Origin of the sequence: Bradyrhizobium canariense (assembly GCF_018130465.1) — a bacterium.
In the GTDB taxonomy this organism is placed as follows: Bacteria; Pseudomonadota; Alphaproteobacteria; order Rhizobiales; family Xanthobacteraceae; genus Bradyrhizobium; species Bradyrhizobium canariense_C.
On record NZ_JAFCKJ010000008.1, the window covers coordinates 164,890 to 185,492 of the forward strand.

General features: G+C 64.2%; 24 protein-coding genes and 1 pseudogene. 15 read left to right on the plus strand and 10 right to left on the minus strand.

Annotation, left to right across the window (positions count from 1 at the left end):
• Positions 1 to 8 precede the first annotated feature (8 nt).
• A complete protein-coding gene (locus tag JQ591_RS21810) occupies positions 9 to 1,190 on the minus strand; it encodes a GNAT family N-acetyltransferase (protein ID WP_211398041.1) in 1,182 nt (393 codons plus the stop codon).
• Between the two features lie 125 nt (positions 1,191 to 1,315).
• Between JQ591_RS21810 and JQ591_RS21815 the strand changes: the two genes are divergently transcribed.
• Positions 1,316 to 2,359: a polysaccharide deacetylase family protein gene (locus tag JQ591_RS21815; protein ID WP_211398042.1), complete on the plus strand. Its 1,044-nt coding sequence runs from the start codon at positions 1,316 to 1,318 to the stop codon at positions 2,357 to 2,359.
• Between the two features lie 5 nt (positions 2,360 to 2,364).
• On the opposite strand, the gene JQ591_RS21820 is transcribed toward JQ591_RS21815, so the two are convergent.
• Positions 2,365 to 2,586 carry a DUF2842 domain-containing protein gene (locus JQ591_RS21820; RefSeq protein WP_007603477.1) on the minus strand — a complete coding sequence of 74 codons (222 nt, stop codon included), beginning with the start codon at positions 2,584 to 2,586 and terminating at the stop codon, positions 2,365 to 2,367.
• 94 nt (positions 2,587 to 2,680) lie between these two features.
• Here JQ591_RS21820 and JQ591_RS21825 point away from each other — a divergent pair, with 94 nt between their 5' ends.
• Complete coding sequence (locus tag JQ591_RS21825; protein WP_211398043.1) at positions 2,681 to 3,763, plus strand: COX15/CtaA family protein; 1,083 nt, start codon at positions 2,681 to 2,683, stop codon at positions 3,761 to 3,763.
• Positions 3,764 to 3,782: 19 nt separating this feature from the next.
• On the opposite strand, the gene JQ591_RS21830 is transcribed toward JQ591_RS21825, so the two are convergent.
• From JQ591_RS21830 to JQ591_RS21845, 4 genes are all read right to left on the minus strand, one after another.
• Positions 3,783 to 4,127, minus strand: coding sequence for a hypothetical protein (locus tag JQ591_RS21830; RefSeq protein WP_211398044.1), 345 nt, complete (start codon positions 4,125 to 4,127; stop codon positions 3,783 to 3,785).
• Positions 4,128 to 4,324: 197 nt separating this feature from the next.
• Positions 4,325 to 5,605, minus strand: a complete 1,281-nt coding sequence (locus tag JQ591_RS21835; protein WP_211398045.1) for an O-acetylhomoserine aminocarboxypropyltransferase — start codon at positions 5,603 to 5,605, stop codon at positions 4,325 to 4,327.
• A 138-nt stretch (positions 5,606 to 5,743) separates the two neighbouring features.
• Positions 5,744 to 6,328, minus strand: coding sequence for a CoA-binding protein (locus tag JQ591_RS21840; protein WP_211398046.1), 585 nt, complete (start codon positions 6,326 to 6,328; stop codon positions 5,744 to 5,746).
• 32 nt (positions 6,329 to 6,360) lie between these two features.
• Entirely contained in the window at positions 6,361 to 7,185 is an 825-nt protein-coding gene (locus JQ591_RS21845) for an enoyl-CoA hydratase (RefSeq protein ID WP_211398047.1), read from the minus strand.
• An 86-nt stretch (positions 7,186 to 7,271) separates the two neighbouring features.
• Between JQ591_RS21845 and JQ591_RS21850 the strand changes: the two genes are divergently transcribed.
• From JQ591_RS21850 to JQ591_RS21875, 6 genes are all read left to right on the plus strand, one after another.
• Positions 7,272 to 7,700 carry a PaaI family thioesterase gene (locus tag JQ591_RS21850; protein ID WP_211398048.1) on the plus strand — a complete coding sequence of 143 codons (429 nt, stop codon included), beginning with the start codon at positions 7,272 to 7,274 and terminating at the stop codon, positions 7,698 to 7,700.
• Between the two features lie 158 nt (positions 7,701 to 7,858).
• Positions 7,859 to 8,323 carry a 50S ribosomal protein L13 gene (gene rplM / locus JQ591_RS21855; protein WP_007603484.1) on the plus strand — a complete coding sequence of 155 codons (465 nt, stop codon included), beginning with the start codon at positions 7,859 to 7,861 and terminating at the stop codon, positions 8,321 to 8,323.
• 1 nt (position 8,324) lies between these two features.
• Positions 8,325 to 8,804 carry a 30S ribosomal protein S9 gene (rpsI, locus tag JQ591_RS21860; protein WP_007611021.1) on the plus strand — a complete coding sequence of 160 codons (480 nt, stop codon included), beginning with the start codon at positions 8,325 to 8,327 and terminating at the stop codon, positions 8,802 to 8,804.
• Positions 8,805 to 9,033: 229 nt separating this feature from the next.
• Complete coding sequence (locus tag JQ591_RS21865; RefSeq protein WP_211398049.1) at positions 9,034 to 10,266, plus strand: GGDEF domain-containing protein; 1,233 nt, start codon at positions 9,034 to 9,036, stop codon at positions 10,264 to 10,266.
• 57 nt (positions 10,267 to 10,323) lie between these two features.
• On the plus strand, positions 10,324 to 10,560 hold the full coding sequence (locus tag JQ591_RS21870) for a hypothetical protein (RefSeq protein WP_211398050.1): 237 nt from the start codon (positions 10,324 to 10,326) through the stop codon (positions 10,558 to 10,560).
• A gap of 102 nt (positions 10,561 to 10,662) precedes the next feature.
• Positions 10,663 to 10,959: an antibiotic biosynthesis monooxygenase family protein gene (locus JQ591_RS21875; protein WP_211398051.1), complete on the plus strand. Its 297-nt coding sequence runs from the start codon at positions 10,663 to 10,665 to the stop codon at positions 10,957 to 10,959.
• 6 nt (positions 10,960 to 10,965) lie between these two features.
• On the opposite strand, the gene JQ591_RS21880 is transcribed toward JQ591_RS21875, so the two are convergent.
• Entirely contained in the window at positions 10,966 to 12,099 is a 1,134-nt protein-coding gene (locus tag JQ591_RS21880) for an AI-2E family transporter (RefSeq protein WP_211398052.1), read from the minus strand.
• A gap of 258 nt (positions 12,100 to 12,357) precedes the next feature.
• On the opposite strand from JQ591_RS21880, the gene JQ591_RS21885 reads away from it, so the two are divergent.
• A complete protein-coding gene (locus tag JQ591_RS21885) occupies positions 12,358 to 13,131 on the plus strand; it encodes a gamma-glutamyl-gamma-aminobutyrate hydrolase family protein (RefSeq protein WP_211398053.1) in 774 nt (257 codons plus the stop codon).
• 247 nt (positions 13,132 to 13,378) lie between these two features.
• Positions 13,379 to 13,990 carry a hypothetical protein gene (locus tag JQ591_RS21890; RefSeq protein WP_211398054.1) on the plus strand — a complete coding sequence of 204 codons (612 nt, stop codon included), beginning with the start codon at positions 13,379 to 13,381 and terminating at the stop codon, positions 13,988 to 13,990.
• A 36-nt stretch (positions 13,991 to 14,026) separates the two neighbouring features.
• Here the strand turns inward: JQ591_RS21890 and JQ591_RS21895 are convergent, their stop codons facing one another.
• Positions 14,027 to 15,004, minus strand: a complete 978-nt coding sequence (locus JQ591_RS21895) for a GlxA family transcriptional regulator (RefSeq protein ID WP_211398055.1) — start codon at positions 15,002 to 15,004, stop codon at positions 14,027 to 14,029.
• 153 nt (positions 15,005 to 15,157) lie between these two features.
• On the opposite strand from JQ591_RS21895, the gene JQ591_RS21900 reads away from it, so the two are divergent.
• Genes JQ591_RS21900 through JQ591_RS21910 form a run of 3 tightly spaced genes read left to right on the plus strand, consistent with a single transcriptional unit; the run spans position 15,158 to position 16,234 of the window.
• Positions 15,158 to 15,421: a tautomerase family protein gene (locus JQ591_RS21900; RefSeq protein ID WP_106944924.1), complete on the plus strand. Its 264-nt coding sequence runs from the start codon at positions 15,158 to 15,160 to the stop codon at positions 15,419 to 15,421.
• 41 nt (positions 15,422 to 15,462) lie between these two features.
• Positions 15,463 to 15,846, plus strand: a complete 384-nt coding sequence (locus JQ591_RS21905; RefSeq protein WP_249137453.1) for a type II toxin-antitoxin system HigB family toxin — start codon at positions 15,463 to 15,465, stop codon at positions 15,844 to 15,846.
• Positions 15,847 to 15,856: 10 nt separating this feature from the next.
• Positions 15,857 to 16,234, plus strand: a complete 378-nt coding sequence (locus JQ591_RS21910) for a helix-turn-helix domain-containing protein (protein WP_211398056.1) — start codon at positions 15,857 to 15,859, stop codon at positions 16,232 to 16,234.
• 127 nt (positions 16,235 to 16,361) lie between these two features.
• On the opposite strand, the gene glnA is transcribed toward JQ591_RS21910, so the two are convergent.
• Entirely contained in the window at positions 16,362 to 17,771 is a 1,410-nt protein-coding gene (glnA, locus tag JQ591_RS21915; protein ID WP_211398057.1) for a type I glutamate--ammonia ligase, read from the minus strand.
• Positions 17,772 to 17,920: 149 nt separating this feature from the next.
• Positions 17,921 to 18,259 (minus strand): P-II family nitrogen regulator, encoded by a 339-nt coding sequence (locus JQ591_RS21920; RefSeq protein ID WP_007603495.1) that lies wholly within the window; start codon positions 18,257 to 18,259, stop codon positions 17,921 to 17,923.
• A gap of 381 nt (positions 18,260 to 18,640) precedes the next feature.
• Here JQ591_RS21920 and JQ591_RS21925 point away from each other — a divergent pair, with 381 nt between their 5' ends.
• Entirely contained in the window at positions 18,641 to 20,140 is a 1,500-nt protein-coding gene (locus JQ591_RS21925) for an NAD(P)H-hydrate dehydratase (protein ID WP_211398058.1), read from the plus strand.
• A pseudogene (locus tag JQ591_RS21930) lies at positions 20,140 to 20,603 on the plus strand (GNAT family N-acetyltransferase). The gene JQ591_RS21925 and the pseudogene JQ591_RS21930 overlap by 1 nt, the downstream one beginning before the upstream one ends.

A 20,603-nucleotide genomic window follows, 5' to 3' on the forward strand; every position in this document is an offset into this window, starting at 1 on the left:
AAGGCAGATTACCCGAACGCTCGTCGCAAACGCTGCGCGAGGTCGAACAGCATCTGGTTCTGTTTCACCAGCCGCTTGCCGTGGCTCAGCGAGGACATCGCCATCGCCGCGAGTTTTCCGCGTGACGTTAGCGGAACAAAACTGTCGAAGATGTCCTGGTCGTCCTTGCAGAACATCCGCTTGTACTCGTCCGAACCGATGCCGAGGTCGAGCGAGCGGTAGCCGCGCTCGGCGCAGCGGTCGATGATGTAGCGCATCAGGATCAGCCCGGGGCTGTAGCGGGCGTGCTCGGACATCGTGTAGGTGTTGAACATCATCGAGAAGCGCTGACCGTCGGCGACGCCGGCGAAGATCGCGATCACCTCGTCGTCGCATTCGAGCGCGTGGATGTCGATGACGCGGCCTTCACCGCGGAGCGCAAGGCAGGCGCTGCGGACGAATTGCTCGACGCCGGGCTCGGCGAAGACGTTGGGAAGCTTCTGTTCGGCCATCCGCGCCGGCTTGACGCGAAAGAACCAGTCGAGCAGGCGGGTGATGTCCGCGTCGGTGGTCGCCAGGTGATAGCGATAGCCGGCGAGCGCCTGGAACTTCTTCTCCTTGCTCTTGAGGCGGCGGCGGAAGGAATTGCTGATCCGCGATGCCGGCGGGCCGCCCGGCTCCATCGCGAGCAGCGGGCAGCCGTTGATCGCGGTCTGGCGCGGCAGGTGCGCAAACGGGTTCTGTTGGTCGTGCCAGTGCAGCGGCTGCTGCGTCAGTGCGAGCACGTCGGCATGCTCGCGCAGCGGCGCGAGCAGCGCGTCGAGATCGGCGCTGGCGACCTGCGCTGCAAACCCGGCGTTCCACAGGCCCATGTTGAAAGTGGTATGCTTGCCGCCCATGAAGCAGGCCGTGCGCACGCCGTGGTTCTGGCGCAGTGAGAGCGGCAGCAGCAGGAGCGGCTGATGCTCGGCGTCGCGGGCAATGACGATGAATGGGCGGGCGCGTTCGTGCTCGCCGACCAGACGCTGCCAGGGACTCAGCAGATCAAATCGCTGATAGGGCGTGAAGAGGTGACCGGGCTGCTCGAAGGCGCGCCAGACGGCCTCGGCCGCGCCGAGATCGGTGACGATATCGACATGCGCGATACGGCTCGCTTTCGACCGCGCTGGCGCTTCTGCCGTCCGGCTTTGCATCGCGGCAGCCATGGTCATTCGCGAAACCTGTCGAGAAATCAAAAATATGCGTAATTCGGCCTGTGGCCGACCTTTGCAAAGAAATGTCAACAAAGGGTAATGACTATAGGAGAGCGAATGGATCCCGGGCGCGAGGTGGGATATTGGCATCCGACGACAGATGGCTGGAGCGGCTGCGCCTTGAGCTGACCTGGTTCACGGGCCAGGCTGCGCTGCGCAGTCGTGGTGCCGGCGCCATCCTGCGCTTTGCGCATGTGCGGCCGCGGCGGCGCGGCGGGTTTCAGCCGCTGCGCGAGAACGAGATCACGCCGCATTTCCTCGATCGCGCCATTCGCGCGCTGAAGCGGTGGAAGTATGATTTTTGCGGCATGGACGAGGTCTGCCGGCGCGCGGTGACGCTGCCGGAACACCGGCGCTTCGTGGCACTCACCTTCGACGGCGCCTGCAAGGATCTGATCGACTTCGCCTATCCGGTGCTGGCGCGCCACGCCGTGCCCTTCACGATCTATGTGCCCACGGCGTTCCCCGATGGCGTCGGAGAGGCCTGGTGGCTCGGACTCGAACAGGTGATCGCGCGCGAGAGCCGTGTCAGCCTGATGATGGGCGAGAAGGAGCAACGCTTCACCGTTACTGAAAATGCCGAGAAGCAGGCGCTGTTTTCGTTCGTCGAGGCCTGGCTGCGCTCGCTGCCGCCGGCGGATGTGTCGGCTGCGATCGCAGACCTCTGCACGCGCTACCGCATCGACCTTGCCGCGCTCTCACGCGAGGCATCGATGAATTGGGAGGATCTGGCGAGGCTTGCGGCCGATCCGCTGGTGACGATCGGCAGTGCGACCGTGAACTATCCCGTTCTCGCCAACATGAAGGATGCAGCCGCGCTGCGCGAGATGACGATGGGCAAGGCGGTGGCGGAAGCGGCCTTCCATCGCGATATCCGGCATCTCGCCTTTCCGTTCGGCGATCGCGCCTCGTTCCGGCGCAGCCATGTCGTCATGGCGGAGGAGGCCGGCTTTGCCAGCGCGGTGTCGACGATCCCGGGCGTCGTGGATGCGGAGGGACGCACCAATCTGCGCGCGCTGCCGCGCATTTCCTGGGATGGCCGGGTGCGCTCGCTGCGCATGATGCGGGTGCTGGTGTCGGGCACGGCCTTTGCGCCGGTGAAGCCGACCGGCACTGCTACGAACTAGAAGCGCTACGAACTCGACTTGGCCCGGTCGGGCCGCTGCATCCAGCTCACGATCGGCATCGCCGGCAGCACCCAGCCCATGCCGACCACCACGTAGTAGATCGCCTGCCGCCAGCCGGACTCGGCGATCCACGGCATCTGCGCCAGCGCCATGCCGAGCAGGGCCCAGACGGTGGCGAGCACCAGGAGCAGGATGGTGCCGAGGAACTTGCGGGTGCGGATCGTCATGACGGAATACTGCGGCTTTCGCGTAACTTGCGCTGCGGGAGCGGGGGACTATAAGGGGCACGCAGTCCGGTTCAAGCTCTGGTTTTTGCCTCGAATGACGACGATTTCCGCCCCGTCCGAGCCGCATCGCGCCGTGCGCTGGTGGTTGATCTCCGTCGCTGCGCTGATCGCGCTGATGGTCCTGGTCGGCGGCGCGACGCGGCTGACGGAATCCGGGCTCTCGATCGTCGAATGGAAGCCGGTCACGGGCAGCGTGCCGCCACTCTCGGAAGCGCAGTGGACGGCGGCCTTCGAGGCCTACAAGAAGATCCCGCAATATCGCGAGCTCAACGCGGGCATGAGCCTGTCCGAGTTCAAGGAGATATTCTGGTGGGAATGGAGCCACCGGCTGCTCGGCCGTTTCATTGGCGCGGCCTATCTGTTGCCGTTCCTGTTCTTCCTCTGGCGCGGCGGCCTGTCCGGTGAGTTGAAGCGGCGGCTGTGGCTGTTGTTCGGGCTCGGCGGGCTCCAGGGCGCGGTGGGCTGGTGGATGGTGGCCTCGGGGCTGTCTGAACGTGTCGAGGTGTCGCAATATCGGCTGGCGACGCATCTTGTGCTCGCGCTCCTGATCTTCGCCGGCATCGTCTGGACGGTGCGGCGGCTCGGCGAGCGTCCGCAGATCGCAGCATCTGCGCGGCTGCGCTTCACGAGCGCCTTGCTCCTCGTCGTGACCTTTATCCAGATCTATTTCGGTGCGCTGGTTGCGGGCCTGCGCGCCGGCCGCGCATACAACACCTGGCCGCAGATCGACGGCGCGTTCATTCCCTCAGTGGAGCGGCTGTGGTTCGAGACGCCGTGGTGGCGCAACATGTTCGACAACGTGCTGACGGTGCAGTTCGAGCACCGCATGACGGCTTATGCGCTGTTCGCGCTGGCGGCGTGGCACGCGTTCGATGCGGTCCGCTCACGCGCAGGGCCTGCGGCAAGCGGCGCGCTTTTGCTGTTGGGCGCGGTAAGCCTGCAAGGAGTGCTCGGCATCCTCACGCTGCTCAACCAGGTGCCGATTGATCTCGCGCTCGCGCATCAGGCGGTCGCGATCGTGGTGCTGACGCTTGCGGTGATGCAGACAGAGCGGCTCGTGACGCGTGGCTCAACCGAAGCGCAGCCGCGCGCGGTTCCCGTCGGTCAGGTCGGCTGATCACTATCAGCCCAGCTGATCAGCAATAGCCGTAGATGCCGCACGAGTAGGGCAGGCGCCAGAAATAATCGACCTGCTTCCCGCCGTAGTACGAGCCCTGATAATCGTAATCCCACGGCCGGCCGTAATAGCCCGGCAGCGTATGGGCGCCCGGCAGCAGGGGCGTACCCGGCAGGTTGCGAATGTAGCTGCCGATGCCATAGGCCGGCGAGATCAGCGCGTCCGGATCGGTCTCGACATAGACCTTCGGCGGCTCCGGCGGCGGAGCGGCGGCCCGCCGCTTCGGCGTGGCCGGCAAATCGGCGGCAATCGCAGCTGAGACCGTCAGCATCGCCGCAAGGGCAGGCACCATCCAGCGCAGCATCGTCGGCTCCGAATCAAAAGGGCGATCCAGTGACGATGTATGCGGCAGATATGGTTAATGACCGTTAACTGGCGGCGGCCAAAACGGCTGCCGTCATTCCGGGGCGGTGCGAAGCACCGAACCCGGAATCTAGAGCTTATGATGCGACGTCGAGATTCCGGGTTCGCGCTGTCGCGCGCCCCGGAATGACGGTGATGCTACGCGCCCAGCGCCTGTTCCAGATCGGCGATCAAATCTTCCTTGTCCTCGATGCCGACCGAGAGCCGCACCACGTCGGGGCCGGCGCCGGACTTGACCTTGGCGGCATCGTCGAGCTGGCTGTGCGTGGTCGAGGCCGGATGGATGACGAGCGAGCGGGTGTCGCCGACATTGGCCAGATGCGAGAACAGCTGCAACTTCGACACCAGGCTGACGCCGGCATCGTAGCCGCCCTTCAGGCTGAAGGTGAACACGGCGCCGGCACCCTTCGGCGCGTATTTGCGCGCGAGCCGGTTGTACTTGTCGCTTGCAAGGCCCGCATAGTTCACCGAGGCCACCGCCGGATGGCCGGCGAGGAATTCGGCGACCGCTTTCGCATTGTCGCAGTGCTTCTGCATGCGCAGCGGCAATGTCTCGATGCCTGTGAGGATCATGAAGGCGTTGAACGGCGACAGCGCGGGGCCTAGGTCGCGCAGGCCGAGCACGCGGCAGGCGATAGCGAAGGCGAAATTGCCAAATGTCTCCTGGAGTCGGATGCCGTGATACTCGGGCCGCGGCTCGGAGAGCATCGGATATTTACCGCCGGTCGACCAATCGAAAGTGCCGGCATCGACGATGATGCCGCCGAGCGAATTGCCATGGCCGCCGAGAAATTTCGTCAGCGAGTGCACGACGATGTCGGCGCCGTGATCGATCGGGCGGATCAGATAGGGCGAGGCCAACGTGTTGTCGACGATCAGCGGTACGCCGGCCTTGCGCGCCACCGTCGAGATCGCCTCGATATCGGTGATGCTGCCGGCGGGATTGGCGATGGACTCGATGAAGATCGCTTTCGTGCGTGGCGTGACCGCACGTTCGAAGCTCGCGATGTCGTCGGGATCGGCCCACACCACGTTCCAGCCAAAGCTCTTGAACGCATGTGTGAACTGGTTGATCGAGCCGCCATAGAGCTTTCGCGCGGCGATGAACTCGTCGCCGGGCTGGAGCAATTGCTGCAACACCACGACCTGCGCGGCATGGCCCGACGCCACCGCAAGCGCGGCCGTGCCGCCTTCGAGCGCCGCGACGCGCTCTTCCAGCACCGCGTTGGTGGGATTGCCGATGCGGGTATAGATGTTGCCGAACGCCTGCAGGCCGAACAGAGAGGCGGCGTGGTCGGCGTCGTTGAAGACGAACGACGTCGTTTGATAGATCGGAGTCGCGCGCGCACCGGTGGTGGGATCGGGCTGTGCACCCGCATGCACGGCGAGGGTCGAAAATCCCGGAAGGCGATCGCTCATTGAGGGCGTCCTGTTCTCGTGGTCTGAAATCGCGCGGCATGCTGATTGGCGCCGCGGCTGTCGTCAAGGCGCGGCTTCACATCAGAACGATCGTGCTACGCATTGTCGCGTTTGCGAAATGAAACCTTCGCAATTGCGTCAGCTTTGCTCGGTCTTGTTTTTGGCGGCGCGATCCGATGCCGCGGTGTCGCCGCCGCCGACGCTCATCCGATTGAGGGATAACCGCATGCCCTGCGTCGGCGCCGGCTGCCGTTTGGAGCTCAGCGTGCGCGAATTGACGCCCATCCAGGAGATCTCCGAAGATAGACGGCCATATTCGATCTTGGGGCAGCGGTTCATCACCACCTTGATACCGACCGATTCCGCCTTCAGCGCCGCCGCATCGTCGCGCCCGCCTAACTGCATCCAGATCACCATCGGCAGCGGATCGAGCGTGAGGGCTTCCTCGACCACCGGCATGATGTGACTGGAGTTGCGGAAAATGTCGATCATGTCGACGGGACGGCCGATGTCGGACAGCGAGGCGACGAAGGGTTTTCCGAGCAACTCCTTGCCGACATGGCCGGGATTGACCGGGATCATGTCGTAGCCGCGCTGGGCCAGATATTTGAACGCGAAATAGCTCGGCCGCACGTTGACCGGCGAGGCGCCGACCATCGCGATCGACTTCACGCTGTTGAGGATGCCCCGGATGTAATTGTCGGGATAGGCGTCGTGGTTCATCTCTTGTCTTTTCTTGGTGTCATTGCGAGCGATCACTCATCCCGCCATGTCGGCGTGCGCTTCTCGATGAAAGCGCCGATGCCTTCCTCGGCGTCTCGCGCCATCATGTTCTCGGTCATCACCTCTGCCGCATAGCGATAGGCGTCTGCAAGGCTCATCTCGGCCTGGCGGTAGAACGCCTCCTTGCCGAGCTTGACGGTGTAGGCGGATTTCAGCGCGACCTGTTCGGCGAGCGCAATGGCGGCGTCGCGCTCGGTGCCGGCGGCGACGACACGATTGACAAGCCCGATCTCGCGGGCGCGTGCGGCCGGGATCGGCTCACCCGTCAGCAACATCTCCATCGCCTGCTTGCGCGGCACGTTGCGCGACAGCGCCACCATCGGCGTCGAGCAGAACAGGCCGATGTCGACGCCGGGGGTGGCGAAGCTCGCCGCTTCCGAGGCGATCGCGAGATCGCAGCTTGCCACGAGCTGGCAGCCGGCGGCGGTCGCGATGCCCTGGACGGATGCGACCACGGGCTTGGGCAGGTGCACGATCGCCTGCATCATCGCGCTGCAGGCGGTCATCATCTCGGCGAAGAAGGCACGGCCGCGATCCGGGTCAGTGCGGCGCGCAGTCAGCTCCTTCATGTCGTGGCCGGCGGAGAAGGCGGGACCGTTGGCCGCGATCACGACGCCGCGGACGGCCTTGTCGTCGCGGATCTCGTTGAGCTCGGCATGCAGGCTTGCGATCATCGTCTCCGACAGGCTGTTGCGGGCGGCCGGGCGGTTGAGGGTCAGGACCGCGATGGCGCCTACGGTCTCGCGCAGCAGGATCGGTGGTTGCGGGGAGGGGGCGCGGGCGGCCTGGACGGACATCAAAGCGTTTCCGGTTGGATTATTGCGATTGGATGACGCAGATAACTTAATGTAACAGGGGACGTGAAGCGAGGGTGAGGGGTAGCATGGCGTTAGCGAAAATGAGCGTGGCGGAGCTCGAGCAGTTTCTCCGCAACGAGTTTCCCCAGGCCTTCAGCGGCGACGACATCACGATCGAGAGCGCCGACGGTCAGGCCTGCCTTTTGCGTCAGCGCTACAGCGAAAGGATGCTGCGGCCGGGCGGAACCGTGTCCGGCCCGACACTGATGGCGCTCGCCGATTTCGCGATGTACGTGGTGCTGTTGTCCGCGATCGGCCCGATCGGGCTCGCCGTGACCACCAATCTCAACATCAACTTCCTGCGCAAGGGGCAGCCCGGGCAGGACGTGCTGGCGGAGGCGAGGTTGCTCAAGCTCGGCAAGCGGCTGGCAGTGGGTGAGGTGAACCTGTTGTCCGGCACCTCGCCCGATCCGATTGCGCACGTCACCTCGACCTATTCCATTCCAAACGTTTGAGCTTTTTACGGGTATCTTAGTACCATATTTGTAAGTAATTGATATTGAACGTATAAATTCAACTTTTTGGCATTGACCGCGGCGCCCCTGTTCTTTAGAAAACCGCCCAGTCCGGTGCGGTGTTCGCGCCGATGCTCCCCGTCCACGGAAACTCTGACATGAAAACCTTTTCGGCAAAGCCGGCTGAGGTGACGAAGAAGTGGGTACTGATCGACGCCAAGGGTCTGGTCGTCGGCCGTCTCGCCACCATCGTCGCCATGCGCCTGCGCGGCAAGCACCTCCCGACCTACACCCCGCACGTTGATTGCGGCGACAACATCATCATCATCAACGCGCAGTATGCGGTTCTCACCGGCCGCAAGCGCGAGCAGAAGACCTATTACAAGCACACCGGCTATGTCGGCCACATCAAGGAGCGCACGGCGCGCCAGATCCTCGAGGGCAAGCATCCCGAGCGCGTGCTCGAGAAGGCCGTCGAGCGCATGATCCCGCGTGGTCCGCTCGGCCGCGTCCAGATGGGCAACCTCCGCGTCTATGGCGGCGCCGATCATCCGCACGAGGCCCAGACGCCCGAGAAGATCGACATCGCCAAGTTGAACCGCAAGAACACGAGGGCCGCATAACATGGCCGAATCCATCCAGTCGCTCGACCAGCTCTCGCAGCTCAAGACGGCGGCCGCGCCCGACGCGCCCAAGCACGAGAAGAAGGTCGACAAGTTCAACCGCGCCTACGCCACCGGCAAGCGCAAGGACGCGGTCGCCCGCGTCTGGATCAAGCCGGGCGCCGGCAAGGTCACGGTCAACTCGCGCGAGGTCGAGGTCTATTTCGCCCGTCCCGTGCTGCGCATGATGATCGAGCAGCCCTTCTCGGTGGCCGCGCGTTCCGGCCAGTATGACGTGATCTGCACCGTCGCCGGCGGCGGTCTGTCCGGCCAGGCCGGTGCCGTCCGTCACGGCATCTCCAAGGCGCTGACCTATTTCGAACCGGAACTGCGCACCGTGCTCAAGAAGGGCGGCTTCCTCACCCGCGACTCCCGCGTGGTCGAGCGCAAGAAGTACGGCAAGGCCAAGGCCCGCCGGTCCTTCCAGTTCTCGAAGCGTTAATCGCTTCGGTCGCATTCGCCGCGAAAGCGGCTTCAATGAGATGCAAAAGGGCGCTGATTTCAGCGCCCTTTTTGTTGTTCGTTTGTATGCAAATTGATGGCGTGTTTCCTGAAAACTTGGGCCCGCATGAAAACCTGAATGGAACCCGCGGGACATAGCGTCGCAGTCGGAAGGGCGCGCAAATCGGCTGAGCCGATCGCGTAACTGCTATGTCTAGAAGGGGGCCGACATGATGTCGCTCGATAGCATCACGCTCTATTTGGTCGCCACCATGGTTGCCGCACTGCTCGGCGCCATGATGGTATTTTTCGGAAGGCAGGAGAACAGCCCCGCGCTGAAATGGTGGGGCACCGCGTATCTCCTCGGCGCCGCATCGGTGGCGCTCTGGACGGCGGCCGGCGACAAGCTGGGGCCGCATCTTTACCTTGCGCTGAACGCGGTCGGCTTCGTCGCCTGCGGCATGGTGTGGAATGCGGCGCGCGTCTTCCACGGCCGCAAGCCGAACTGGCCGGGTCTCCTGGTCGGCGCGCTCGCCTGGGCCGCCGCCGCCACGCTGCTCGATCCGACAGCGTCCATGCTGCGCATGATCATCGGCGCCGGCATCGTCTCGGTCTATGCGGCGCTGACCGCGAGCGAGCTCTGGGTCGAGCGGCGCAAGAGCCTGCAACGGCGCTGGCCGGCCTTCGTGGTTCCGGTGATGCACGGCTGCGTCTTGATGCTGCCGATCCTGCTCGGCAGCTTCCTGCGCCCGAACGATGCCGGCTTCTCCACCAGCATCTGGGTCACCGTGTTCGCGGTTGAGCTCGTGCTTTATGCCGTCGGCACCGTGTTCGTGATCTTCATGCTGGTGTCCGAGCGCACGGTCACCGCGCACCGGACCGCCGCGTCCACCGATCCGCTGACCGGCATGCTCAACCGCCGCGGCTTCTCGGAAGCCTGCGGACGCGTGATCGAGCGCGAGGCCAAGGCCGGCCGTCCCGTGACCGTGATGATCTTCGACATCGATCATTTCAAGTCGATCAACGACCGCTTCGGCCATCCCGCCGGCGACGAGATGCTGAAACTGTTCTCGACCGTCGTCGTCAGCAATCTGCGCATCACCGACATGTCGGGCCGCATCGGCGGCGAGGAGTTCGCAGCCCTGCTGCCGTGTTCGCTGGAGGAGGGCGTGCTGGTCGCCGAGCGCGTGCGCGAGGCCTTCGAGACCTCCGGCGTCGTCGTCGATGAGGGGCCGGTCGACACCACCGTCAGCATCGGCGTCGCGGGCGGTCCGGCCGGAACCGAGCTCGAAGTGCTGCTGGCCTCGGCCGATACCGCGCTCTACCAGGCCAAGCGCGGCGGCCGTAACCGCGTCGAGGCGGCGGAGGAGCTGCCGCTGTCGCTGGAGAACTGGCGCCGCCAGAGCGCCGCGCGGATTGGCGTGCCCAACACACAATCCAAGGCGCAGCCGGCGACGGCCTAGGCAAAGGAGGCCTTGCGGTAAGCCCCTGTTTACCATTCGATCCCTATCATTGCGGTCATGGAATCGATCCGTCGACAGAATCCGCAGGCTGCCCTGATGTCGCTCGAAGCCGCTGCGGCCTCGGCACGCAGCGGCTTCGCCTGCCTGTTCTCGACCGCGGACGAATACGAGCGCGCGCTGATCATCGAGCGCCGCGCCCAGGGGCGCTACACGCAAGGCCGCAGCTACTGGCCGCTCGTGCTGTTCGCCGGTTGTGCGCTCTTGGTGGCGGGCACCGTTCTGCTGCTCGCCTGAGTGATCTGCATTTTTGGACCGGGCAGGGCGCCGTTTCGGCGCCTTTTTCTTTGTCGCCGGCTGCGGTAGACACGCCCGTCGAACAAAAATGGGTGGAAACAGATGATCACCGAGATCGCGCAAATCGACGTCAAGCCGGGCAGCGAGAAGGATTTCGAAGCCGCCGTCACCAAGGCCAAGGCCGCTTTCGGCCGCTCCAAGGGCTTTCATGGTTTCGAGCTGCACAAGTCGATCGAGAAGCCGCAGCGCTACCGACTGATGGTGAAGTGGGAGACGCTCGAGAGCCATACCGTCGATTTCCGCGGCTCCGAGAATTTCACCGAATGGCGCGGCCTCGTCGGCCAGTATTTTGCGGCGCCGCCCGAAGTCGAGCACACCGAGACGGTGCTGACGACCTGAGCTGCGTCAGGCCGCCTCCGCCCGTGAGGGCGCTTCATACGTCTTGAAATGGTCGATCACGACCTTGGCGATGGCGACCAGCGGCAGCGCCAGCGCCAGCCCCCAGATTCCGAACACGACGCCGAGCAGGATCTGGAACGCGAACAGCGTGGCCGGCGGAATGTCCAGTGCCTGCCGCTGAAGGATCGGCGTCAGCACATAGCTCTCCATGGCGTGCACGCCCATGAAGAGGAGAAAGGCCGACAGCGCCGGAATCCAGCCCGAGGCGAGGCTCGCCAGCACGACCACGACGCCGGCGATGATGGCGCCGACGGTCGGGATGAAGGCGAGCAGGCCTGCCTGAATCCCCAGGATGAACGAGCCGGGAATGCCGATGATGACGAGTCCGATCCAGGTCACCACGCCGACCGCAAGCATCACGATGATCTGCGCGATCAGCCAGCGCTCCAGCGTCTCGCCGATGCCGTCGATGATGAGGGTGATGCGGGCACGATGCCTGGCCGGCGCGAGAAACAACAGACCGTCGTGATAGACGCTGGGCTGGGCGGCGAAGGCGAGCCCCAGGAACAGCACGATGAAGATGTTGCCGACCGCGCTGATGGTGCCGAGCAGCAGCTTGAAGGTCTGGCTCACGATCGCCCCGCCGCTCGAGGCCAGCGCACCCGCGCCCGGCAATCCGCCGTGAGAGCCGGAATTCGGGGCGGGCGTCGGCGTCGCATCGGTGGAGGCAGCGGGTGCAGCGTTGCCGAGATCGAAGAAGCTGGTGTCGATACCGTGGTTTTCGAGGAAGGACCGGACGTTGGTGATCTGTGACTTGATCGTCTTGCTGAGCAGCGAAGCCTGCTCCGCGATGGTGGCGCCGCCGAGATAGGCAACGCCTGCGAGCATCACGGCCAGCGCGGCACAGACGATCGCGAGCCGGACCGCATGGGGCAGGTGCACGCGGCGGCCAAGCGCGTTGGTCAGCGCGTTGAGGCCGACGCCCAGCAGCATGCCGGTGAAGATCAGGAGCAGGGTGGCGGCAAAATACCAGGTGAAGACCAGCATGACCGTGAACAGCACGATTCCGATGCCCCCGACCGAGATCGACCAGGCCAGATCGGTGCGGGTCCGGGGCCGTTCATCTGCGGGAATGGTCACATCGGCTCCTATTCGAGGGCGGCGGGCGGGGCACTCTTTCGCGAAATCCGCCCTCGGATCAAGCTAAGCTCTGGCGCGATTTGACGCGTCCTTGGTCTCGCGGGCCTGCGCCGCCGGTGCGAGAGGGAGCCACGCCCGTCCTCCGGCCGGCCATTTGCGCGAAAATAGCATTGCCGTCCCGCGTACCCTTCTGTTGAATTTGTTCCACCTCGGGGGCATGTTTGGAGAATCTTCTTCGGCGAGAGGTCTGAACGGGAGATGAGAAAGCCGGTCGTCGGCGTGATCGGGAACGCCCATCGCGTTGAAAATCGATTTCAGGTCCAGATGGTCGGCGAGCGTAATCTGCGCGCCGTGGCCGAGGTTTCCGGCGGCCTGCCGGTGATGTTCGCGGGCTCGCCCGACATCACCGATATCGGCGCGCTGCTCGACACCGTCGACGGCATCGTGCTCACCGGCGCCCGCGCCAACGTGCACCCGACCCGCTTCAACGTCGATCCCTGCGAAAGGCACGAGCCCTACGACATCCACCGCGACGAGGTCGCGCTGGCGCTCTCGGTCGCCTGCGTTGCCCGCGGTATCCCGCTGTTCGGCATCTGCCGGGGCCTCCAGGAGATGAACGTCGCCTTCGGCGGCTCGCTGCATCCCGAGATCCGCGAAATCCCCGGCCGCATGAACCATCGCATGCCGAGGCTCGAGAACGGCGAGATCCATCCCGATCCGACAGTGGTGTTCGCCGATCGTCACGATGTCGACCTGACGCCGGGCGGCGCGTTCGCAGAATTGCTCGGCTGTGACAAGATCAGGGTCAATTCGCTGCACGGCCAGGGGATCCTCGATCCCGGCAAACGCGTGCTGATCGAGGGCATTGCCGAGGACGGCACCATCGAAGCGATCCGCATCGCGGAAGCCAAGACCTTTGCGCTCGGGGTGCAATGGCACGCCGAATACGACCCGCAGCACAATCCGATCAACCGAAAGCTGTTCGAGGCTTTTGGCGAAGCGATGGTCGAACGCCAACGCGCGGCGGCGTAAGCGGCGGGAGCGCGCTCTCACCGCGCCTTCATTGCGAGCACAGCGAAGCAATCCAGAATCTTTCCGCGTCGGCAGTTTGGATTGCTTCGCTGCGCTCGCAATGACAGAGGAGGAGCGGCACCATTCTCAAACTCAGATCCCGCGTTGCGGCAACTATCGTACATTTTCTCCAAGTCTTTCGAGTTGTGGCGGATCCTCCGGGCACGATACGGTCCAGTTCGTTTTCGAAATTGGAAATTTCATCCCGATGATACGCACCGTCGTCACCACGACCCTCATCCTGCTCGCGTCCCCCGCATTCGCCCAATCTTCCCCGCCGCAGGAAGGCCCGATCACCTGCGCTTCGCCGATTGCGCCTGATGATACCGAGCGAAGCCTGAAACAGCGCTTCGGCAAGGACGCCGTGGTGCGGGACCTGCCGGGCGCCGAAGGCGAAAAATACCGGGGGCTCGTCCTGTTTCCGAAGACGAAGGACCGCCGCATCGAGGTCGCCTTCACCGACGACAAGGCCATGCGCGCCTCCGGCTTGACCTTGCGCGACGCCGGCAAGACCAGCCTCTGGAGCGTCAATGGGGTCACGATCGGATCGAGCCTTGCCGACCTGCAGAAGGCCAACGGCAAGCCGTTCCTGGTCAGCGGGTTCGAATGGGACTATGGCGGCTTCGTCACCGACTGGAAGGGCGGCGTACTCAGCCGGCCGCTGCAAGGCGGCTGCACCGTCACGATCCGCTTCGGCAAGAATGCCGGCGCGCCGAAATCGCTGATGGGTGACGGCGTGAAGGCGGCATCCGACAACGCGGCACTGGTGAAGTGGGCGCCGGTGGTGACGGAGATCGGGGTGAACTTTCCGGACAAGTGAAGCCGCGGCGAATGAGGAGAGCGGCGTTCCAGCCTGCTACGCCGCCCGTTCCATGCGCCGCGCGCGATAGGCCTGCGGCGACATCAGGGTGAGCTTGCGGAACGCCTTGCGAAAGCTGCTCTCGTCCTCGTAGCCGGCCGCGCGCGCGATGGTCTTGACCGGCTGCATCGTCGTCTCCAGCAGCGTGCGGGCGTGCTCGACGCGGCGACGCATGATGAAGGCCTGCGGCGGCTCGTGGGTGAGCTCCTGAAACTTCCGGTTCAGCGTGCGCTCGCTGAGGCCGAGCGCGTCGGCGAGACGCTTGACGGTCATCGGACGCTTTCCGGTGCGTCGCACCAGCAGGTCGGCCTGGGTCAGCAGCGGGTCCTGCGAGAGCAAATAGCCGACGGGCATGAAGATCGACTGGCTGCGCTGCGCGGTGTCGATGACGACGTAGTCCGCGCACAGTTTTGCGATGTCCTTGCCGTCGACCATCTCGATCAGCCTGAGCAGGAGGTCGACCCACGACATCGGTCCGGCCGCGCAGACGATGCGGTCGGCGGTGGTGATGACGGCGTCGGCGGCGAGGTCGATGGCGGGATGACGCTGCCTCAACTCGCTTTGCAGCCACCAGGTGATGGTGGCGCGGCGGTTGTCGAGCAGGCCGGCGCCGGCAAGCAGGAACACGCCGCTGCAAAACGCGCCGATCAGCCCTCCGTTCGCGTGCTGCTGTCGCAGCCAGGCGCCGGCCCGGGCATATTGCGGTTGCAGGCGCTCGGCCGTGACGTGATCGACGAGATTGCCGGGGACGAGGATCGCGTCAAAGCGACCGCGTTTGCCAATGGCGCCGTCGACCGCGACCATCTGGCCGCCGCCGGCGCGCACGGCCTTGCCGTCGAGCGAAAGCGTCTGCCAGGCGAAGCCGGGTTTGGCGCCGCTCTGCTGCATCACGTGGTTGGCGAGCGACAGGATGTCGGCGACGCCTGAGATTGCCGAATGCATGCAGCCTTCCAGCGCCAGTATTGCGAGCTTCATGGGACCTCCAGACGGGATGCGGCGATCCTAGCCGATCGGCGCGCGCGCGCCATGGCGGAAATTGCCCGATCTCTGTCTTATCCGCCACTGCCGTCTCCGGCAGGTCCGGTTCAATCTCTCAACCGTCGGCACACGACCTGCTTGGAGAGAGACATGCCTTACGTCACCATTTCCACCGTCCGCGGCATCCTGGATGTCGCGCAGAAGAAGGCGCTGCTCGAGCGCGTCACCGACCTCCTGGTCGAGGTCGAAGGGCAGGGCAACCCGGAATTCCGCCGCAACGTCTGGGTCAGGATCGAGGAGCAGGAGCCCTCGCATTGGTCGCTCGGCGGCATGCAGCCGACGCCAGAGATCATCGCCGGCACGTTCGGCGCGATCGGGACGGACGGGGTGCGGATCGCGACGTCGAAGGCGTAGCCGAGAGGGTGAGGCGAAGTCCATGCGGGTGTTAAGGCTGCATGGACTTCGTCTTGCGATGCCGCGCCAGCAGCCGCGGGCGCGGTCTTGATGTGATGTTCCCAATATGGGAACATCATTCCGTGCGGATCATCAAACAATCCACGCTGGCCAAATTCGCCGCGGCAAACCCCAAGGCGAAGCCCGCGATCGTCCGATGGGTCAAGCTCGTCAGGGCCGCCGGATGGGCTTCGATGAATGAGATCCAGACGACCGTACCAGGAGCGGTCGTTCTGAACGGCGAGCGGGCGCGTTTTGAAATCGCGGGCTGCAATTTTCGCCTGATCGTGGCATTCGCGTTCAAGCACCAGATTGCGTTGATCAAATTCATCGGTACGCATGCGGCATACGACAAGATCGATGCGATGACGGTTGCGATGTGCTGAGGGAAGAACCATGGAGATCCATCCCATTCGGACAGAGGCGGATTATGATGCTGCTGTCGCTGAAATCGAACGGCTCTGGGGGGCGGAGCCCGGGACCGATGATGGCGACAAGCTTGATATACTCGCAACGCTCGTCGAGAAGTACGAGACCTCACATTGGCCGATCGATGTTTCGCGTCTCGACCCGATCGATATGCTGAACTATCTGATCGACGAAGGCGGACACACTCAAGCAGAACTCGCGGAGCTTTTGGGTTCGCGCTCGCGTGCGTCCGAGATCTTGAACAGAAGACGCGCGCTGACGGTCGAGATGATCTTTCGGATCAGCGAGGCCTGGAAGGTGCCTGCCGAACTCCTGGTCAAGCCGTATCGGTTGAATGCCGCTTAGCATTTGGGATGGTCCTCGCTTCAGCGAAGCCCGTCCTTCTCTTGCGAGGCGACGGCCCCCGTCTCACAAACGAAAAGGCGCCTCCTTTCGGAAGCGCCTTTTGCTTGTCGCATGAACTTCGGGCCGCTTAGCCCGAATAGTACATTTCGAACTCGACCGGGTGCGGGGTCATCTCGAAGCGGGCGACTTCGGTCATCTTCAGCTCGATATAAGCGTCGATGAAGTCGTCGTCGAACACGCCGCCGTTCTTGAGGAAGCCGCGGTCCTTGTCGAGGTTTTCGAGCGCCTCGCGCAAGCTGCCGCACACCGTCGGGATCTGCTTCAGTTCTTCCTTCGGCAAATCGTAGAGGTCCTTGTCCATCGCCGGACCCGGATCGATCTTGTTCTTGATGCCGTCGAGGCCGGCCATCAGCATCGCGGCGAAGCCGAGATAGGGATTGGCGAGCGGATCGGGGAAGCGCACTTCGACACGCTTGGCCTTCGGCGAAGAGGTGTAGGGAATGCGGCAGGAGGCCGAGCGGTTGCGCGCGGAATAGGCGAGCAGCACGGGAGCCTCATAGCCCGGGACCAGACGCTTGTAGGAGTTGGTCGACGGGTTGGTGAAGGCGTTGATCGCCTTGGCGTGCTTGATGATGCCGCCGATGTAGTGGAGGCAGGTCTCCGACAGGTCGGCATATTTGTTGCCGGCGAACACCGGCTTGCCGTCCTTCCAGATCGACTGGTGCACGTGCATGCCCGAGCCGTTGTCGCCGAACACCGGCTTCGGCATGAAGGTAGCGGTCTTGCCGTAGATGTGGGCGACCTGGTGGATGCAGTATTTGTAGATCTGCATGTGGTCGGCCATCAGCGTCAGCGTGTCGAACTTCATGCCCAGTTCGTGCTGGGCGGAAGCGACTTCGTGATGGTGCTTCTCGACCTTGACGCCCATCTTGGCCATGGCGCCGAGCATCTCCGAGCGCATGTCCTGCACGGAGTCCTGCGGCGGCACCGGGAAGTAGCCGCCCTTGGTACGGACACGATGGCCGAGATTGCCGCCTTCGTATTCGGTGTCGGAGTTGGTCGGCAGCTCCGAGGAGTCGAGGCGGAAGCCGGTGTTGTAGGGATTGGCGGAGAAGCGCACGTCGTCGAACACGAAGAACTCGGCTTCGGGGCCTACGAACACGGTATCGCCAACGCCCATCGACTTCACCATCGCCTCGGCCTTCTTGGCGATGCCACGGGGGTCGCGGTTGTAGGGCTCGCCGGTGGTGGGCTCGAGCACGTCGCAGGTGATGACCATGGTGGTCTCGGCGAAGAATGGATCGATCGTCGCGGTCACCGGATCGGGCATCAGGCACATGTCGGACTCGTTGATCGCCTTCCAGCCGGCGATCGAGGAGCCGTCGAACATCGTTCCTTCGGCGAAAATGTCTTCATCGATCATGCTGATGTCGAACGTGACGTGCTGCCACTTGCCGCGCGGATCGGTGAAGCGCAGGTCGACGTATTTGACGTCGTTGTCCTTGATCGATTTCAGGACGTCTTTGGCGGTCTTCATGCATACCCCTTTTGGCTCTGCGGGTCGGTTTCCAAGCTTCAAGCGACCGTGTTCACGCTTCTTGAGGCGCGCGAGGCACAAACAAAATGAGGCCGCCGAAGCAGCCTATTTCTTGTCAGAATGTCGCAAAATGCGGGATAGCACCCGGCTCAGATAGCGTCCAGCCCGGATTCGCCGGTTCGGATGCGGATCGCCTCTTCGATGTTGGAGACGAAGATCTTGCCGTCGCCGATACGCCCGGTTTGCGCGGCGCGGCGGATCGCGTCGATGGCGCGCTCGACCAGATCGTCGCCGATCACGATCTCGATCTTCACCTTGGGCAGGAAGTCGACGATGTATTCTGCGCCGCGGTAGAGCTCGGCGTGACCCTTCTGTCGGCCAAAGCCCTTGGCTTCGGTGACGGTGATGCCCTGAAGGCCGACTTCCTGAAGCGCTTCCTTCACCTCGTCGAGCTTGAATGGCTTGATGATGGCTTCGATTTTCTTCACTGCGCGCCTCCCGGCCTTTCGAACAAATAGCAACTTCTTCGTCAGGATGCGCTTTTCTTAACGCATGATCTTGTCTTCGCTATGCCGGAATACCTGACCAGTCCGGCAACAACGGCCGGCCACACCCTGATAATGCCAGTGAGCACGACGAACCGAAGCGACTTCCGCGAAAGCAGGGTCTATGCCAAGTTGCAAATGCCCTGATTATTGGAGCGTTATCAGCCTTTTAACGTGCAGCTCTGATAGGTGGCGCCGACCCGCACAAAATACCTCAGACTACGAAATAGGCAAACGGTTCAATATCTGTGCAGATCGTTGTTCCGTCGGATGGGCCGACGCGGAACGTGCCTCTTGAACAGGCGTTTGGACCAGGGAAGTGGCATGGAAGTTCTGACCAACGCCGAAATGCAGCGCGCCGACCAGCTCAGCATTGCGGCAGGTACCCCCGGCTTCAAGCTGATGCTCAGCGCCGGCCAGGCGGTCGCGGAGGCCGCCAACGCGCTGGTGGAGGAGGGGCCGATCCTGATCGTGGCCGGCCCGGGCAACAATGGCGGTGACGGTTTTGTCGCAGCCGCCGAGCTTGCCGCCCAGGGCCGCGAGGTCTCGGTGATCCTGATGTGCGAGCGCGACCAGCTCCAGGGCGACGCGGCCTCGGCCGCGCGCGGCTGGAAGCACCCGGTGCTCCCGTTCAACCCGCAGGCGATCGGACGACCAGCGCTGATCATCGATGCGCTGTTCGGCGCGGGCCTCAGCCGTCCCGTCGACGGCGAGGCGCGTGAGATGATCGAGGCGATCAACGCCAACGGTGCGCCAGTGCTCGCGGTCGACCTGCCGAGCGGCATCAACGGCACCAGCGCGGCCGTGCTGGGCGTGGCGGTGAACGCCACCGAGACCGTCACCTTCTTCCGCAAGAAGCCGGCGCATCTGCTGCTGCCGGGGCGCATGCATTGCGGCCACGTCCGTGTCGCCGACATCGGCATCGACGCGCAGGTGCTGGACGAAATCGCGCCGCGGATTTTCGAGAACGATCCGGACTTTTGGGGCGCCGCCTTTCCGGTGCCGCGCATCGACGGCCATAAATACGCGCGAGGTCATGTGCTCGCGGTCTCGGGCGATGCGGCGGCGACCGGTGCAGCGCGGCTCGCCGCGCGCGGTGCGCTGCGCGCCGGTGCGGGCCTGGTGACTTTGGCCACCCCGCGTGATGCGCTCGCGATCAATGCGGCTGCGCTCACCGCGGTGATGGTTCGCCCAGTCGACACCGCAATCGAATTCGGCGAGCTGCTTGGCGACAAGCGCTACAACACCTGCATCATCGGCCCCGGCGCCGGCGTCGGCGAGCGCACCTGTGATCTCGTCCACACGGCGCTCAACGCGCAGCGGCATCTGGTGCTGGACGCGGATGCGCTGACGAGCTTTGCCGCGAATCCCGAGCGCCTGTTTGAATCGATCAAGACGTCGCAGGACAAGGCGGTGGTGCTGACGCCGCACGAGGGCGAGTTCCCACGTCTGTTCTCCGACCTCAGCAACAAATATCCGGGCCGCTCGAAGATCGAGCGCGTGCGCGCCGCCGCCGAACGCTCCGGCGCCGTCGTGCTGCTGAAGGGCCCGGACACCACGATCGCCGCGCCCGACGGCCGCGCCACCATCGCCGCCAACGCACCGCCCTGGCTCGCCACCGCAGGCGCCGGCGACGTGCTCGCCGGCATCATCGCAGGGCTGCTGGCGCAAGGCGTGCCGGCATTCGAAGCCGCCAGCATCGGCGTGTGGATGCATGGCGAAGCGGCAAGCGAGGCCGGGCCGGGGCTGATCGCGGAAGACCTCACCGAGACGCTGCCGGCCGTGCACCGGCGGATCTATAATGTGCTGGGGATCGAGTACTAGTGCTAAGGCAGCTCGCGCGCGCCGATATGGGCGCGGCGGCGCAAGTTCACCGGGCTGCATTCGACCATGCGATGCCTTGGCTCGTTGGGCTGCATACGCCGGACGAGGACCGCTGGTTCTACCGTGAGCATGTCTTCCCGACGTGCCGTGGTGCGGACGCTTCGACGGCGATGTACTGAGCGGGATCATCGCTTTCCGTGACGGCTGGGTCGAGCAGCTTTACGTGCTTCCTGCTGTTCAAGGGCGCGGCGTCGGCACCGAACTCCTCGATGTCGCCAAGCATGCCTGCGATCGGCTGGAGCTCTGGACCTTCCAGCGCAACGCGTTGGCGCGGCGCTTCTACGAAGCGCGCGGGTTCATGCTGATCGAGCAGACCAACGGGACCCGAAACGAGGAGAAAGAGCCCGACGCTCGCTACCTGTGGACGAGCGATCGGCTTGATCTGCAATCCAATGTAGTCTAA

Bases quoted from the DNA above. Each gene is read 5' to 3' on its own strand.
- JQ591_RS21895 (WP_211398055.1), bottom strand. From the start codon at position 15,004: ATGAAGCTCGCAATACTGGCGCTGGAAGGCTGCATGCATTCGGCAATC.
- JQ591_RS21875 (WP_211398051.1), top strand. From the start codon at position 10,663: ATGATCACCGAGATCGCGCAAATCGACGTCAAGCCGGGCAGCGAGAAG.
- JQ591_RS21925 (WP_211398058.1), top strand. From the start codon at position 18,641: ATGGAAGTTCTGACCAACGCCGAAATGCAGCGCGCCGACCAGCTCAGC.
- JQ591_RS21885 (WP_211398053.1), top strand. From the start codon at position 12,358: ATGAGAAAGCCGGTCGTCGGCGTGATCGGGAACGCCCATCGCGTTGAA.
- JQ591_RS21810 (WP_211398041.1), bottom strand. From the start codon at position 1,190: ATGACCATGGCTGCCGCGATGCAAAGCCGGACGGCAGAAGCGCCAGCG.
- JQ591_RS21835 (WP_211398045.1), bottom strand. From the start codon at position 5,605: ATGAGCGATCGCCTTCCGGGATTTTCGACCCTCGCCGTGCATGCGGGT.
- JQ591_RS21890 (WP_211398054.1), top strand. From the start codon at position 13,379: ATGATACGCACCGTCGTCACCACGACCCTCATCCTGCTCGCGTCCCCC.
- glnA (WP_211398057.1), bottom strand. From the start codon at position 17,771: ATGAAGACCGCCAAAGACGTCCTGAAATCGATCAAGGACAACGACGTC.
- JQ591_RS21820 (WP_007603477.1), bottom strand. From the start codon at position 2,586: ATGACGATCCGCACCCGCAAGTTCCTCGGCACCATCCTGCTCCTGGTG.
- JQ591_RS21900 (WP_106944924.1), top strand. From the start codon at position 15,158: ATGCCTTACGTCACCATTTCCACCGTCCGCGGCATCCTGGATGTCGCG.
- JQ591_RS21865 (WP_211398049.1), top strand. From the start codon at position 9,034: ATGATGTCGCTCGATAGCATCACGCTCTATTTGGTCGCCACCATGGTT.
- JQ591_RS21830 (WP_211398044.1), bottom strand. From the start codon at position 4,127: ATGCTGCGCTGGATGGTGCCTGCCCTTGCGGCGATGCTGACGGTCTCA.
- JQ591_RS21905 (WP_249137453.1), top strand. From the start codon at position 15,463: ATGGACTTCGTCTTGCGATGCCGCGCCAGCAGCCGCGGGCGCGGTCTT.
- rplM (WP_007603484.1), top strand. From the start codon at position 7,859: ATGAAAACCTTTTCGGCAAAGCCGGCTGAGGTGACGAAGAAGTGGGTA.
- JQ591_RS21850 (WP_211398048.1), top strand. From the start codon at position 7,272: ATGGCGTTAGCGAAAATGAGCGTGGCGGAGCTCGAGCAGTTTCTCCGC.
- rpsI (WP_007611021.1), top strand. From the start codon at position 8,325: ATGGCCGAATCCATCCAGTCGCTCGACCAGCTCTCGCAGCTCAAGACG.
- JQ591_RS21845 (WP_211398047.1), bottom strand. From the start codon at position 7,185: ATGTCCGTCCAGGCCGCCCGCGCCCCCTCCCCGCAACCACCGATCCTG.
- JQ591_RS21910 (WP_211398056.1), top strand. From the start codon at position 15,857: ATGGAGATCCATCCCATTCGGACAGAGGCGGATTATGATGCTGCTGTC.
- JQ591_RS21825 (WP_211398043.1), top strand. From the start codon at position 2,681: ATGACGACGATTTCCGCCCCGTCCGAGCCGCATCGCGCCGTGCGCTGG.
- JQ591_RS21840 (WP_211398046.1), bottom strand. From the start codon at position 6,328: ATGAACCACGACGCCTATCCCGACAATTACATCCGGGGCATCCTCAAC.
- JQ591_RS21870 (WP_211398050.1), top strand. From the start codon at position 10,324: ATGGAATCGATCCGTCGACAGAATCCGCAGGCTGCCCTGATGTCGCTC.